Below are 14,028 nucleotides of genomic sequence, written 5' to 3'. Positions count from 1 at the left end.
CTCTCTCATCGGATCGGTTGTCGGACGGGGGAGGACCCGTGGCGGACCACGAGGAGGCTGCACCACCACGCGACCGCGTTCACGGCGGTGACGACCGTCGCCGTGGCGACGAGCGCGCCGATCCCGAACGGTGCGGCGGCGACCGCGGCCGGTACCCGGACGACCGCCGAGACCGTGCGCAGGGCGACGATGCGCCGCGACAGTCCCAGAGCCCGGTGCGCGGACTCGGGCACCGACGCCACCAGCTGGAACAGCAACTCGACCGCGGTGCAGAGCAGCACGGGCGCGACGAGCGGCCAGGTGTCGCCGAGCAGCGCACGTCCGACCGAGGGCGGGAGCGATCCCGCCGCGGCGAGCACGACGAGTGCGGGAGCGGCGACGAGACAGAGCACGGCGGTGTCACCCGCGAGGCCACGGACCCCGCGCCCGTCGGTGAGCCGGGAGACCGCTCGTGGGATGAGCAGGGACCGGACGGCGCCGAGGCCCACCGTGACCGGACCGGCCAGGGTCCCGGCACCCCGCAGTGCTGCGGCGACGGACAGCCCACCGATCGCGGTGGCCACCCACGTCACGAGCTGCACCACACCGCTGCCGATCAGCGTGTCCGCGGCGAACGCGACCGAACGGGACGTGGGCACGGGTGTCGCACGCCAGCGCGGGACCACGTCGAAGCGTTGCCAGACGCACGACGCGTACCCGAGCGCCGAGCCGGTGCCTGCCCAGACCGCGAAGGCGGTCACGGCGGTCCAGGGGCCCAGTGTGGTCGCTCCGAACGACACCGCGGCGGCGAGCAGCCACACGGCTTCCACGGAGGCCGCTGCGCGGGCGGACCCCCGCCCGACGAGGACGGCACGGGCACACTCGCGGAGGGTGATCCCGTGGAGTGCGAGTGCGCCGACGAAGAGGTACTCGGACCGCAGCAGGACCGCCGCGGCTCCCGTCACGACGGCGCCGCCGAGCCCGAGGACGGAGGCGCGGCCGAGCTTCCGGAGCTCCGGCGACCCGCTCGGGTGGACCACGAGCGGGTCGGTCACGGCCGACCGCGCGAATGCCGTCAGGAGCACGATCGTCGCCGCAGCGATCGCGAACCGTCCGGTCTCGTCGACCGTCGACACCCGGGCCACCGCGATGGCGACGAGGAACCCAGAACCACTCGTGCACGCGGCCACCACGAGCGCGCCGACCGCCCGGTTCCGCAGCCGCGACGTGGCGCCGCCGTCGACCGTCACCCGTCGCGCTCCCGCGCCCAGACCCAGAGCACGAGCACGACCGGAGAGGCGGCGACGACCGCTTGCAGCATCGCGATCGACGCGTCCGGCGGTGTCGAGAACCACGCGAGCGGACCGCTCAGGAGCAGGGTCGCGAGGACCAGCGCGATCGGACGCCGGCCGATGGCGTCCCACGGGCGGAGCGAGACCATCACGGCCGCGAACACCGCGTAGAGCAGGACGACAGCGACGCCACCCCAGAAGAACCACGTGGTCGCGACCGGCAGGAACGTGTACGACGAGAAGGACGATCCGCCGAGGAACTCGTTGATCGCGTTGCCCGAGCTGATCGCGGGTCGCTCGGGGTCGAGGAACCGCGGGACCAGACCGTAGCGGACCGTCGCCCACAGATCGGGCTGACCGAGGTCGTGGCCGGCGCCGTACTGCTGCGCGCGCACGATCTGTTCGTCGAACCGCAGACGGTCGGTCGCGGTCACCGCATCGCTGACCGCGATCCCGTCCGCTCTGCGGAGGTCGTTGCGGACGGCGAACACCACCGGCCACGATGCGATGCCCGCCGTCGCCAAGCCGACGATCCACCGGGTGGGCACCAGCTTGGTCATCACCGCCAGCGTCATCGCGGTGATGATGAACGTCGTCGTGGCCGCCGTCGTGCCACGGACGACCGCCATGGTGATGTGCGCCACGACGAGGAGCACGATCCACCTGACGGTGGCGCCCCGACCCAGCCCACCGAGTCCGTTCGCCGCGACGAGCAGCGCGAGTGCCAGGACCGGCCACGACGTGAACGGCGTCAGCAGGGTCAGCACGCCGGACGGGACGACCGCGTTCACCTGTGACAGCAGGGTGAGCCCGCCGAGGAGCACGAGCGTGAGGTTCGCCGTGACCGCCGCGACCGTCACCCAGCGTGCCACGGTCGCGACACGGCCCGGGTCCCACCGGGCCACGCCGTCGAGCCGGGCGGTCGTGGGGCGTCCTGAACGCCGTTCCGCGCAGGCGAGCAGCGCGATCGAGCCCTCGACCGAGACGGTCCCGAGCAGCGCGAGCCCCGCGGTCCGGACGATGAAGTCCGTCCCGGGGGCGTCGTTCCACACCGCCATCGGCAGGATCAGCAGCACGTACGGGGCTGCGACGGCCAGCGTCGTCGTGAACCGCAGTGCCGGTCGGCGGACCGCCGCCCGGACGGCCGTCACGGCCGGCGCCGGATCCCGGCGTTCGCGTGGTGCGCGTGCGCCGTGCCCAGGACGAACCCGACCACGCGCCGGGCGGTGTCCTGCACCGAGTACTCGGACGGGCCTCCAGACCGGGTGTGACCGGTGGCGGTGCGCACGAACCGCACCGCCTCCGTCACCGCACTGGCGGTGACCCCTGCGGTGATCATCGAGCCGGTGTCGATCGCCTCCGGCCGCTCGATGCGGTCGCGGAGCGTCACCGCGGGGAACCCGAGGATGACCGACTCCTCGCTGATCGTGCCGGAGTCGGACAGGACGACGAACGCCGAGCGCTGCAATTGGTTGTAGTCGTGGAAGCCGAACGGCTCGTGGAACCGGACACGCGGGTACGCCGACAGGTCGATCGTCGCGAGTGACCGCCGGGTCCTGGGGTGCGTCGAGACCAGGACGGGGAGGTCGTACTCGTCGCCGACCGCCTGGACCGCCTCGAGCAGCGCGACCAGTCGGGCCGGGTCGTCGACGTTCTCCTCACGGTGGGCGCTCACGAGCACGTAGCCGTCGCGGGACAGGCCCGTGCGGTCCAGGACGTCGCTCGCCTCGATCCGGCGGCGGTGGGTCGTGAGCACCTCGCCGAGCGGTGACCCGGTCAGCACGATCCTGGACGGGTGGAGGCCCTCGGCGAGCAGGTTCCTGCGGGCGTGTTCGGTGTACACGAGGTTGTAGTCGGCCACGTGGTCGACCATGCGGCGGTTGGTCTCCTCCGGCACGTTCTCGTCGAACGAGCGGTTGCCGGCCTCCATGTGGAACACCGGGATGCGCATCCGCTTCGCCACGAGCGCCGACACCGCGCTGTTCGTGTCGCCGAGGATGAGCACGCCGTCCGGACGTTCCTCGCGCAGGACCCGTTCGGTCTCGAGCATGATGCCGCCGAGCACGGTGCCGAGTGACGTGGTGTCGATCGCCAGGTGGTGGTCGGGCCGGCGGAGGTCCAGGTCCTCGAAGAAGACGTCGTGCAGCTGCCGGTCGTGGTTCTGCCCGGTGTGCACCAGGACGTGGTCGCAGGTCGCGTCGAGCAGATGGATCACCGCGGAGAGTCGGATGACCTCGGGGCGGGTGCCCACGATCGTCACGATCTTCGTCCGGTCGGATCCGTGTCGCGTGGTCATGCTGCGTCCTGGTGGGTGTCGGGTCGGGCGGGGTCGAAGAGGTCGTTCGTCCAGAAGGCCGTGACGAGCGGGGACGTCCCGGTGTTCGTGATCGAGTGCGCCCACAGCGTCGGCATGTCGACCGCGACCGGGTCGTCGCCGGAGACGTCGATGACGTGGCGCTCGCCGGTGAGCACCCGGCGGAGCACGATCCGGGCGCTGCCCTGCACGACGACGAAGCGTTCGAGCTTGCGGCGGTGGAAGTGGTTCCCGCGGGTCACACCGGGGAGCGTGGTGGAGACGCCGGTCTGTCCGGTGCCGCCGTGGCTCCTGACGAGCTCGGTGAACGCGCCCCGGTGGTCGGATGCCGACGTGAGCCGCTGGACCGGTGCGACCCCGAAGGCGTAGGAACGGTAGGTGTTCAGCAGATCGCGGTCGTACGGACCCGGGAGCGCCGGGATCTCACCCCGGTCGTAGACGTTCGCCAGGGCGCGCAGCCGTGCCGCGAGCTCCGGGATCGTGATCGTCGTCCCGCGCGACGCGAGCTCCTGCTGGTCGATGTGTCCGACGAGCGCTTCGGCGACGTCCTGGGCGTGCACGAAGGTCCGGACGTGGTCCGAGTCGACCGGGAGCGCCTGTCCACGCGCCAGGCGGTCGCAGAACGTCGACGTCACGGTGTTGTGCCCGGGGAGGCCGTGCTCCCCGAAGACGTTGTCGATGACGACGTCGGTGAAGCGGGCTCCCCACCGGGCGGCGGCGCGGAGCAGCACCTCGCCGGCGAGCGCCTTCCCCTCGGCGTACGCCCCCGCCGGGCCGGGCGCGGACGAGTTGGCGTAGACGACCTCACGGGGCGATGCCCCCGATCGCTCGAGCGCGTCGACGAAGCGGTGCGCCAGCTCGACGTTGCCCTCCCGCAGTTCCCGGTCGGTGCCGCGGACGATGCCCGCGACGTGCACGGCGGTGACGGTCGGCGCCAGCGCCGCGACCTCGTGCAGGGACGGGTCCGGGACGCGGACGTCCACGTTGCGCCACGGCCGACCGTCGGCGTGGAGCAGGGCGCGGAGGTGCCAGCCGACGAAGCCGCCCCGGCCGCTGACGGCGAGGAGCCCGTCGCCGCGACCGCTGCGCGAGCTCACGCCGCGACCCGGACCGGGGTGCGGCCGGCGCTGGCGAGCTCGGTGCGGATCTGCGGCAGGGTCAGCAGGAGGTCCTCGACACCCCGGACGTCGAGCCGGTCGACGGTGTGGGAGTCGTAGGCGACGCGTTCGGTCTGCTCCGGGTCGCCCTCCTCGTAGTACGCGGCGTAGTTGAGGTCCCGGATGTCCGCCGGGATGCGGAAGTAGTCGCCCATGTCCTCGGCGCGCGCGAGTTCTTCGCGGCTGGCGAGCGCCTCGGAGAGCTTCTCCGCGTGCCGCGTGCCGATCACACGGAACGGGTCGCCCTGGACGCCGAAGAGGTTCGCGAGCGCACGGGCCAGGTCACCGATCGTGCAGGAGGCGGCCTTCTTCACGAACAGGTCGCCCTGGTTCGCGTGCACGAATGCGTGCTCCACCAGGTCGACGCTGTGGTCGAGCGACATCATGAACCGGGTCATCTCCGGGTTCGTGATGGTGAGCTCCTGCCCACGGCGCAGCTGGTCGACGAACAGCGGGATGACCGAGCCGCGGGAGTACATCACGTTGCCGTACCGCACGCAGGAGACCTTGGTCGTGGCGTCGGCGTTGTTGAGCCCGAAGGACAGCGCGACCTTCTCCATCAGCGCCTTGCTGATGCCCATTGCGTTCACCGGGTAGACGGCCTTGTCGGTGCTCAGGCACACGACCGACTGCACGTCGGCGGCGACCGCAGCGGCGACGACGTTCTGGCTGCCGAGCACGTTGGTCCGCACCGCCTCCAACGGGAAGAACTCGCACGAGGGCACCTGCTTCAGTGCGGCCGCGTGGAAGACGTGGTCGACGCCGCGCATCGCGCGGCCGACGCTCTCCGGCTCGCGCACGTCGCCCAGGTAGAACCGCGCGCGCGGGTCGCCGAGCTCGTGCCGCAGCTGGTCCTGCTTGGCCTCGTCGCGGCTGAGGATGCGGACCTCACCGACACCGCGGGCGAGCAGCCGCTTGGAGACGGTCTTGCCGAAGGACCCGGTGCCACCGGTCACGAGGACGCGGGAGCCGATCAGGGAGTCGGTGCTGGGGATCATGGTCTGTCCTGTCTGGGGTCTCGGTTCGTTCTCGTGGTCCGTGTCCGCTCTGGCTGGGCTGAGTGGCTCCGGCGCTCCGGCCGGTACGCGTACCCGTCGGTTCGTCGTGGGATGGCGGCCATCCCGATGGCGATGCCGACCACGCGCGCGCCGGCGCGGTCGAGCACGGCGAGCGCGTCGCGGAGGTCCGTGGTGCGCGAGCGTCCGACGGCCGTCACGACGAGCGCGCCGGCCGTCGAGGAGGCGAGGACCGCGGCGTCCGTCACCGGCAGGAGCGGCGGCGTGTCGATGAGGACGTGGTCGTGGGTGTCGGCGAGCGCACCGAGCACCTCGGTCATCGCGTCCGAGGCGAGGAGGTCCGCCGGGTTCGGCGCGGCGGTGCCCGTCAGCAGCACGGAGCCCGTCCCGCCCCAGGGGTGCAGCACGTCCTCGAGCTCCGCGCGGCCGATCAGCACGTCGGTGAGACCGGCCTCGTTCGGCATGCCGAGCCGCGTGGCGATCGCCGGCCGTCGGAGGTCGCAGTCGACGACGGCGACGGTCGATCCGCCCTCCATGAGCGCTGCGGCGAGGTTCAGCACCGTCGTCGTCTTCCCCTCGCCGGCGCCCGCGGACGTGACGACGACGACGCGATCGGCGCCCGGCCGGCTGACGAAGCGCAGGTTGGTCCGCAGCGCTCGGAACGCCTCAGCGAAGGACCCGCGGGTGTCGCCCTGGACGTACACCGGAGCGCGCTCGACGTCCTTCGTCCGCGGGATGAGCCCGAGGACCGGGCGCGCGGTGACGGCCTCGACCTCGGCTCGCGTGCGGATCCTGGTGTCGAGGAGGTCCCGGAGCAGCGCGGCGAGCACCCCCGCCGCGAGACCGGTGCCGATGCCGAGCAGCATGCTCCGCATCGCGCGGGGCGTCGCCGGGGCGTCCGGGACGAGAGCCGGTTGCACGGTCCGGATCGACACCGGGGTCGGTCCGTCCGGTGTGGTGCCCTGCTCGAGGTCGTCGGCGACGAGCGCGGTGAAGCTCTCGCCGATCGCGTTTGCCGTCGCCGCCGCGCGCTCGGCCGACGTGTCGTCCACGGTGAGGTCGAGGAGCACTGTGTTGACCGGCGACGCTGCGGTGACGTGTTCGGCGAGTTCCTGCGCCGTGGTGTCGAGACCGAGCGCGTCGATGGCCGGCTGGAGGACGCGGGGTGTCGTGATGATGTCCACGTACGACTGCACTCGCTGTTCGGCCGCGTTGCCGCCCTGGAGGAGATCGGTCGTGGAACCGGCGCCGGCGGCCTGGACCGTGACGTACATCCGGGTCGTCGCGTCGTACGTCGGGACGGCGAGTGCCAGGTGCCCGGCCGCTCCTGCGACGCCGACGGCGAGTCCCGCGAGCACCACGCGCCACCGCCGTCTGAGGGCGCTGAGGATGTCGGGGAGGTCCATGTCGTTCCTTCGGGCGAGGGGAGCTGCGGGGGTCGGTTCAGCGGACGGTGTTGCCGTGGCCCTGGTCGTCGACCTCCGGTGTGGACCCCGTGACCGTGACGGTGTTCCCGGAGCCGAGGAGCGTGAGGTGTTCCGTCCCGGTGACGGTGATCTGGTTCCCGCTGCCCTCGACCATGAGCGCCTTCGTCTTCCCGAGGGTGACCGTCGCACCGGCACTGACGATGGAGACCGTGGCGCAGTCCCCGAGTTCATGGGCGTCGCCGTCCCCGCTGATGACCGCCTGCGCACCATCGCAGGTGTTGTCGTACGGTGCGCGCTCGGTTGCCGTGGAAGCGGTCGCTGATGCCGACGGCTTCGAGGCGGAGTCGTCCGTCGGCTGCTGCTGTGCGCAACCGGAGAGCAGGAGCGCCGCGCCGGCGATGGCGATGCACCCGGTGGCGGTGCGGGATGTCAGGTTCGGGACACGCATGTATTCAGAATATCAGTTAAATGTTAAATATCGAAATAGTGATATCGCCAAAAACTTGCGCCGTTCAGACGCAACTTCCAGCTGGCTGGGTTGACTCGCCTCCGGTCCGGAGTAGAGTTGAGTCCATCGGACGCAAGTCCGCAGACTTCAGCAGCATCCGCACCAACAGAAGGAGCACCAACACATGGGACGTGCAGTAGGCATCGACCTCGGAACCACCAACTCCGTCGTCTCCGTTCTCGAAGGCGGCGAGCCCACGGTCATCGCGAACGCCGAGGGCATGCGCACCACGCCGTCGATCGTCGCGTTCACGAAGGACGGCGAGGTCCTGGTCGGCGAGACCGCCAAGCGCCAGGCCGTCACGAACGTCGACCGCACCATCGCCAGCGTCAAGCGCCACATCGGCACCGACTGGACGACGGACATCGACGGCAAGAAGTACACGCCGCAGGAGATCTCGGCGCGCATCCTCGGCAAGCTCAAGCGCGACGCCGAGCAGTACCTCGGCGAAGACGTCACCGACGCGGTCATCACCGTGCCGGCGTACTTCAACGACGCCGAGCGCCAGGCGACCAAGGACGCCGGTGAGATCGCCGGGCTCAACGTCCTCCGCATCATCAACGAGCCGACCGCGGCCGCGCTGGCCTACGGCCTCGACAAGGGCAAGGAAGACGAGCTCATCCTGGTCTTCGACCTCGGTGGCGGGACGTTCGACGTCTCCCTGCTCGAGGTGGGCAAGGACGACGACTTCTCCACGATCCAGGTCCGTGCGACCTCCGGTGACAACCGCCTCGGTGGTGACGACTGGGACCAGCGCATCGTCGACTACCTGATCAAGAAGTTCAAGGACGAGCACGGCGTGGACCTGTCCACGGACAAGATCGCCAAGCAGCGTCTCAAGGAAGCCGCAGAGCAGGCCAAGAAGGAGCTCTCGAGCCAGCTGAGCGCCAGCATCCAGCTGCCGTACCTCACGCTGACGGCCGACGGCCCGCTGAACCTGGACGAGACCATCTCGCGCGCCCAGTTCGAGCAGATGACCTCCGACCTGCTCGACCGCACCAAGAAGCCGTTCAACGACGTCATCAAGGAAGCGGGCGTGTCGGTCAACGACATCGCGCACGTGGTCCTCGTCGGCGGCTCGACCCGCATGCCCGCCGTGGCCGAGGTCGTCAAGTCGCTGACCGGTGGGAAGTCGCCGAACCAGGGCGTCAACCCGGACGAGGTCGTCGCCGTCGGCGCCGCACTGCAGGCCGGCGTGCTGAAGGGCGAGCGCAAGGACGTCCTGCTCATCGACGTCACCCCGCTGTCGCTCGGCATCGAGACCAAGGGCGGCCTGATGACGAAGCTCATCGACCGCAACACCGCGATCCCGACCAAGCGGAGCGAGACCTTCACGACCGCTGACGACAACCAGCCGTCGGTCGCGATCCAGGTCTTCCAGGGCGAGCGCGAGTTCACCCGCGACAACAAGCCGCTCGGCACGTTCGAGCTCACCGGCATCGCGCCCGCTCCCCGTGGCGTCCCGCAGGTCGAGGTCACCTTCGACATCGACGCCAACGGCATCGTGCACGTGTCCGCGAAGGACAAGGGCACCGGCAAGGAGCAGTCGATGGTCATCTCCGGCGGCTCCTCGCTGCCGAAGGAGGACATCGAGCGCATGGTCCGCGAAGCCGAGGAGCACGCGGCCGAGGACAAGGCCCGTCGCGAGGCCAACGAGCGTCGCAACCAGGCCGAGCAGCTCGTCTACTCGATCGAGAAGCTCATCAAGGAGAACGACGAGAAGCTGCCCGCCGACGTCAAGTCCGAGGTGCAGGCCGACGTCGACGCCCTGAAGTCCGCCCTTGCTGGTGAGGACGACGACGCCGTCAAGACCGCCTTCGACAAGCTCAACGAGTCGCAGGGCAAGCTCGGCCAGGCGATCTACGCGCAGCAGGACGCGGGCGCGGCCGCCGGTGGCGACCAGCCCACGGACGAGCAGCCGGCCGACGACGAGGACATCGTCGACGCCGAGGTCGTGGACGACGACGAGAACGACAAGAAGTAGCCGATGACGGACTCCACGAACGACGACAACGTCGAGAACAACGAGGAGCCCCAGGTCGAGGGCGACGCCACGAACGCGGCGGAGCCCGAGGATCTGATCGAGGCCGAAGGCCCCGATGTCGAGGTGTCGACCGACGCGGCGAACGACCTCAGCCCCGAGGACGAAGCGCTGCTCGCCGACGCGGCCCGCGGCATGGCCGAGGACAAGCTGTCCACGGCTGACCGTGACCTCGTCGCCGAGATGCGGGCGGACATGCTCCGTGCGCAGGCCGAGCTCGTGAACTTCCGGAAGCGCGTCGAGCGCGACCGCGAGGCGAACCGAGAGGTCGCGATCGCCGAGGTGGTGCGCGCACTCCTGCCGGCGCTCGACGACCTGACCCGCGCCGAGGCACACGGCGACCTCGCCGAAGGTCCGATGCTGGTCATCGCACAGAAGATCCGTGGCGGCTTCGGCAAGTTCAAGCTGGAGCAGATCGGTGAGAAGGGTGAAGCCTTCGACCCGACCATCCACGAGGCGATCGTGCAGCTCCCGACACCCGGCGCCACCGGCCAGACCGTGGCGGACGTCGTCGAGCCGGGTTACAAGCTCGGTGATCGGGTCCTCCGTGCGGCCAAGGTCGCGGTGGCGGTCCCGGCCTGATCCGGGCAGGAAGGTAGGTATCCGTGGCCAGTCAGGACTGGTTCGACAAGGACTTCTACAAGGTCCTCGGCGTGTCCAAGGACGCGTCCGAAGCCGAATTGAAGAAGACCTACCGGAAGCTCGCGCGGCAGTTCCACCCGGACTCCAACCCGGGTGACACCGCGGCCGAGAACCGCTTCAAGGAGATCAGCGAGGCGTACTCGGTGCTCTCCGACAAGGAGCAGCGTGCCGAGTACGACCAGGTCCGCGCCATGGGCTCCGGCGCTCGCTTCACGGCGGGCGGCGGAGGCCAGGGTGGCGGCTTCGAGGACGTCTTCGGAGGCATGTTCGGACAGCAGGGCGGCGGCGGACAGCGTGTCCGCTTCGGCCAGGGCGGCGGTGGCGGCTTCGAGGACATCCTCGGCGGCATGTTCGGCGGCGGTGCCGGGGGCGGCTTCGGTCAGCCCTCCGGTGGCTACCGCGGCTTCGGTGGTCCGACGAAGGGGCGCGACGTCACCGCGACGACGACGCTCGACTTCACGACGGCCATCGCCGGCGACACCGTCAAGTTGTCGCAGGGCAACGGCCGTCCGGTCAACGTCCGGATCCCAGCGGGGGTCGCGGACGGCCAGAAGATCCGGCTCCGCGGTCGAGGTGAACCCTCGCCCGACGGCGGCGAGTCCGGTGACCTGGTGGTGACCGTGCACGTCCGCAAGCACCCGGTGTTCGAGCGCGACGGGCAGAACCTGCGCCTGGACGTCCCCGTGACGTTCGTGGAGGCAGCGCTCGGCGCGACCATCCAGGTGCCCACCCTCGGCGGCGACCCCGTCAAGCTCCGGGTCGCACCAGGCACACCCTCCGGTCGTGTCCTGCGCGTCAAGGGGCGAGGCGTCGCGACCAAGAACGGGACGGGCGACCTGCTCGCCACCGTCCAGGTGGCGGTGCCGTCGCACCTGTCGGACAAGGCGAAGGAAGCCGTCGAGGCACTCGCGGCTGCCCTGCCGGACGAGGACCCCCGCGAGGACCTCCTCGCCAAGGCGCGCAGCTAGCAATGCCCGATCCAGACTGGAGGCTCGGCGCGGTTCCGTCAGGAACGTGCGCCGAGCCTCCAGTCTGGTCTTCAAGAGGAAGGGGCACTCTGTGACGGACATGGACGAGAACTCGCCCGTCTTCGCGATCGCGGTCGCGGCGGAACTGGCGGAGATGCACCCGCAGACGCTGCGGCAGTACGACCGACTCGGCCTGGTCGTGCCGGGGCGGACCCGAGGCGGGTCCCGCCGGTACTCGATGCGCGACATCGCGCAGCTGCGCGAGATCGCGCGACTCGGTTCCGAGGGGGTGTCGCTGGAGGGGATCCGGCGGGTGCTCGAGCTCGAGAACGAGAACGAGGAACTGCGTGACCGGGTGCGTGAGCTCGAGACGGCCCTGGCCGACCAGCTCATCAACCGGCCGGGCGCCCGGGTGTTCGCGGCCACCACGACGGGAGCCGCGGTCTCCCTGCGCGCCGGTGCACGGCCGCAGCGGAACACCCAGATCGTGCTCTACCGCGGTCCGCGCTGACCGCCGTCTGAACGCCGAGGAGCCCCGGACCTTGTGTGGTCCGGGGCTCCGCTGCGTGTGCCTGGCGTCAGTTCGCCGGCTGCATGGGGTGCACGATGCGCTTCACCTTGAGGCCGCTGTCCGCCTGGGTGAGGACCACCAGGTACTTCGAGTCGGCCAGCGGTCGGGTGATGGTCCACTCGCCGGTCGTCGCGTCCGCCGTCGTCGTCAGCCGGTACGCCGCGTACTGCTCGCTGTCGCCGAACGGGTCCAGGGTGACCGTGGTGCCCGGGGTCGCCGTCCCGGTGAAGGTCTGGACCGTGCCGGGGGTGAAACGGTCGCCCGGGCTGGTGAGGACCAGGTCCGCGGTCGCCTCCGGGGTCAAGCGGACGCCCGTGATCTGCTGCACGACGTCGCCGTCCACGTCCTGCCGGAACGCGAGGACGTGGTACTCGACGTCAGCGAGGCCGCGCTCGATCGTCCAGGCGCCGGTCGTGGCGTCCGCCGTGGTGGTGAGCGTGTAGCCCGCCATCGCCGGCGACCAGCCGAACGGGTTGAACTCCACGGTGGCACCCGGCGTCGCCGTTCCCGAGAACCGCTGCGGGCCGGGCATGAAGGTGCCGCCGGACCGGTGCGAGGTCAGGGTGAGGTCCTGCGGTGCGACGTCCTCGTCCGGGGTGAAGGTGATGTCCTTCATGACCGAGGTGCGACCGTCGGCCGTCGTCTGGGTGAAGGTGATCTCGTAGCCGTCCTTGCTCGCGAGGTCCGCGGACGCCTCCCAGGCGGCGACGCCCGAGCGGCTCTGCTTCGCCTCGGCGCGGAACAGCTCCGTGCCCGCGGCGTCGGTGGCGACGATCGTCGCTCCGGCCTCCGCGGACCCGGAGAACGTGCGCTCCCCGGGCTTGTAGGAGTTCTCGGCCTCGATGCCGTCCACCTCGAGCAGACGGGGGAGGGCGACGCGTTCCGAGGTCGCGGCGTAGCGCTGGCCGTCGAAGCGCAGGGCGACGAGGTCGAGCTGCTTGCCGGTGAACTCCGAACCGACCGAGAAGCCCCAACCGCTGCCCGATTCCTGGTAGTGGGCGACCACACGGTCTCCGTCGAGCACCTGGATGCCATGGGTCTCCTGGAGTTCGCCGATGAACTGGAGCCGACCGTTCGGGTGCACGATCAGCTCCCGGAGTGCCGGCGCGACGACGTCCGGGTCGGTCGGGAGGGCTGCGATGTCGACCTGCACAGCGGGAGACTCCACACCGTCGGCATCCACGGCGACCACGTCGAGCGTGGTGCCGACGTACTCCTGCGGGATCGTCGCGACGAACACGTGTTCCTCGGTGACCCGCGGCTCGCCGATGGGTTCGCCGTCCTCGTTCCGCACCTCGACCGCGGCAGTGCGCTCGTCGACGTTGCCCCAGACCGTGAAGGCACCGTCGATGCGTCGCTCCGAGGGGCGCACCTCGGGAGCGGACGGCGCTTCGGCGGCAGCAGGAGTGAACCGGACCGACTCGACCCGACTGCTGCGGCCGTCGGGGAGCGTCTGGGTGAACGTGACGGTGTGATTGGTCGCGGCGAGGTCCGCCTCGGCGCTCCACGTGCTCGGCCCGTCTGCTGCGCGCGCAGCTGCGTCGGTGGTGAACAGGGTCGTGCCGTCCTCGTCCGTGGCCGTGATCGTCGCGCCGGCGGAAGCAGATCCGGCGAACCGGTGCGACCCGGGGACGAAGGTGTTCTCGTCTTCGATCCCGTCGACGCGCAGGGTCCGGGGGAGAGGTGCCCGCTCGGTCCGCGTCGTCGAGCCGTCGGCGGCGATGTGGACGCGGACGAGATCCAGTGCTCGGTCACTGTACTTGTCCGGCGCGAACACCTGGAACACGCCGGTCTCGCCCGGCCAGGCGCTGATCACGGTGGCACCGTCGAGCAGGTAGACGTGGTCGGACCCCGCGTGGCCGAGTACGACCCGGGCGCCGACGGTGGTGTCCCGGATCGACAGGACCTGGGCGGCCTCGAGCTCGGGATCGACCGGGATCGTGTCGATCGGTTCGTCCACTGTCGATGTGGAACGGGGATCACCCGTCTGCGCTGCCGCCGGGGCGGCGGTGGCGGATGCGACGGCGGGGCTGACGAGGCCGACGCCCAGGGACGCCGTGACGATGCTGCAGACGACTGCAGTGGTTCGGAACGGGATGGGGGTCATGGAGAC

General features: G+C 70.6%; 12 protein-coding genes. 4 read left to right on the top strand and 8 right to left on the bottom strand.

What is annotated here, in order from left to right; translation table 11 throughout:
* Nucleotides 1–5: 5 nt before the first annotated feature.
* The 7 genes from ACEN9V_RS09025 to ACEN9V_RS08995 are packed head-to-tail and all read right to left on the bottom strand — an operon-like array spanning nucleotide 6 to nucleotide 7,633.
* Nucleotides 6–1,229 carry a hypothetical protein gene (locus tag ACEN9V_RS09025; RefSeq protein WP_413602965.1) on the bottom strand — a complete coding sequence of 408 codons (1,224 nt, stop codon included), beginning with the start codon at nucleotides 1,227–1,229 and terminating at the stop codon, nucleotides 6–8.
* Entirely contained in the window at nucleotides 1,226–2,422 is a 1,197-nt protein-coding gene (locus ACEN9V_RS09020) for a hypothetical protein (RefSeq protein WP_413602964.1), read from the bottom strand. Before ACEN9V_RS09020 ends, ACEN9V_RS09025 begins: the two co-directional genes overlap by 4 nt.
* Nucleotides 2,419–3,567, bottom strand: coding sequence for a non-hydrolyzing UDP-N-acetylglucosamine 2-epimerase (gene wecB / locus ACEN9V_RS09015; protein ID WP_413602963.1), 1,149 nt, complete (start codon nucleotides 3,565–3,567; stop codon nucleotides 2,419–2,421). The genes ACEN9V_RS09020 and wecB overlap by 4 nt, the downstream gene beginning before the upstream one ends.
* On the bottom strand, nucleotides 3,564–4,682 hold the full coding sequence (locus tag ACEN9V_RS09010; protein ID WP_413602962.1) for an NAD-dependent epimerase/dehydratase family protein: 1,119 nt from the start codon (nucleotides 4,680–4,682) through the stop codon (nucleotides 3,564–3,566). Before ACEN9V_RS09010 ends, wecB begins: the two co-directional genes overlap by 4 nt.
* Nucleotides 4,679–5,740 (bottom strand): polysaccharide biosynthesis protein, encoded by a 1,062-nt coding sequence (locus ACEN9V_RS09005; RefSeq protein ID WP_413602961.1) that lies wholly within the window; start codon nucleotides 5,738–5,740, stop codon nucleotides 4,679–4,681. Before ACEN9V_RS09005 ends, ACEN9V_RS09010 begins: the two co-directional genes overlap by 4 nt.
* Complete coding sequence (locus ACEN9V_RS09000; RefSeq protein WP_413602960.1) at nucleotides 5,737–7,164, bottom strand: polysaccharide biosynthesis tyrosine autokinase; 1,428 nt, start codon at nucleotides 7,162–7,164, stop codon at nucleotides 5,737–5,739. The genes ACEN9V_RS09005 and ACEN9V_RS09000 overlap by 4 nt, the downstream gene beginning before the upstream one ends.
* A gap of 37 nt (nucleotides 7,165–7,201) precedes the next feature.
* On the bottom strand, nucleotides 7,202–7,633 hold the full coding sequence (locus ACEN9V_RS08995; protein ID WP_413602959.1) for a DUF3060 domain-containing protein: 432 nt from the start codon (nucleotides 7,631–7,633) through the stop codon (nucleotides 7,202–7,204).
* Between the two features lie 184 nt (nucleotides 7,634–7,817).
* On the opposite strand from ACEN9V_RS08995, the gene dnaK reads away from it, so the two are divergent.
* From dnaK to ACEN9V_RS08975, 4 genes are all read left to right on the top strand, one after another.
* On the top strand, nucleotides 7,818–9,677 hold the full coding sequence (gene dnaK, locus ACEN9V_RS08990; protein WP_281266771.1) for a molecular chaperone DnaK: 1,860 nt from the start codon (nucleotides 7,818–7,820) through the stop codon (nucleotides 9,675–9,677).
* 3 nt (nucleotides 9,678–9,680) lie between these two features.
* Nucleotides 9,681–10,316 (top strand): nucleotide exchange factor GrpE, encoded by a 636-nt coding sequence (locus ACEN9V_RS08985; protein ID WP_413602958.1) that lies wholly within the window; start codon nucleotides 9,681–9,683, stop codon nucleotides 10,314–10,316.
* 23 nt (nucleotides 10,317–10,339) lie between these two features.
* Nucleotides 10,340–11,344, top strand: coding sequence for a DnaJ C-terminal domain-containing protein (locus ACEN9V_RS08980; protein ID WP_413602957.1), 1,005 nt, complete (start codon nucleotides 10,340–10,342; stop codon nucleotides 11,342–11,344).
* Between the two features lie 100 nt (nucleotides 11,345–11,444).
* Nucleotides 11,445–11,855 carry a heat shock protein transcriptional repressor HspR gene (locus tag ACEN9V_RS08975; protein WP_281267663.1) on the top strand — a complete coding sequence of 137 codons (411 nt, stop codon included), beginning with the start codon at nucleotides 11,445–11,447 and terminating at the stop codon, nucleotides 11,853–11,855.
* Between the two features lie 67 nt (nucleotides 11,856–11,922).
* Here ACEN9V_RS08975 and ACEN9V_RS08970 read toward each other — a convergent pair whose 3' ends face one another.
* Nucleotides 11,923–14,022, bottom strand: coding sequence for an Ig-like domain-containing protein (locus tag ACEN9V_RS08970; RefSeq protein WP_413602956.1), 2,100 nt, complete (start codon nucleotides 14,020–14,022; stop codon nucleotides 11,923–11,925).
* Between the last annotated feature and the right edge of the window lie 6 nt (nucleotides 14,023–14,028).

The sequence above is a fragment of the Curtobacterium sp. Curtsp57 genome (genome assembly GCF_047324335.1).
GTDB lineage: Bacteria > Actinomycetota > Actinomycetes > Actinomycetales > Microbacteriaceae > Curtobacterium.
Note: the sequence above shows the minus strand (reverse complement) of the source record. Positions and strands in the feature narration are given on the sequence as shown.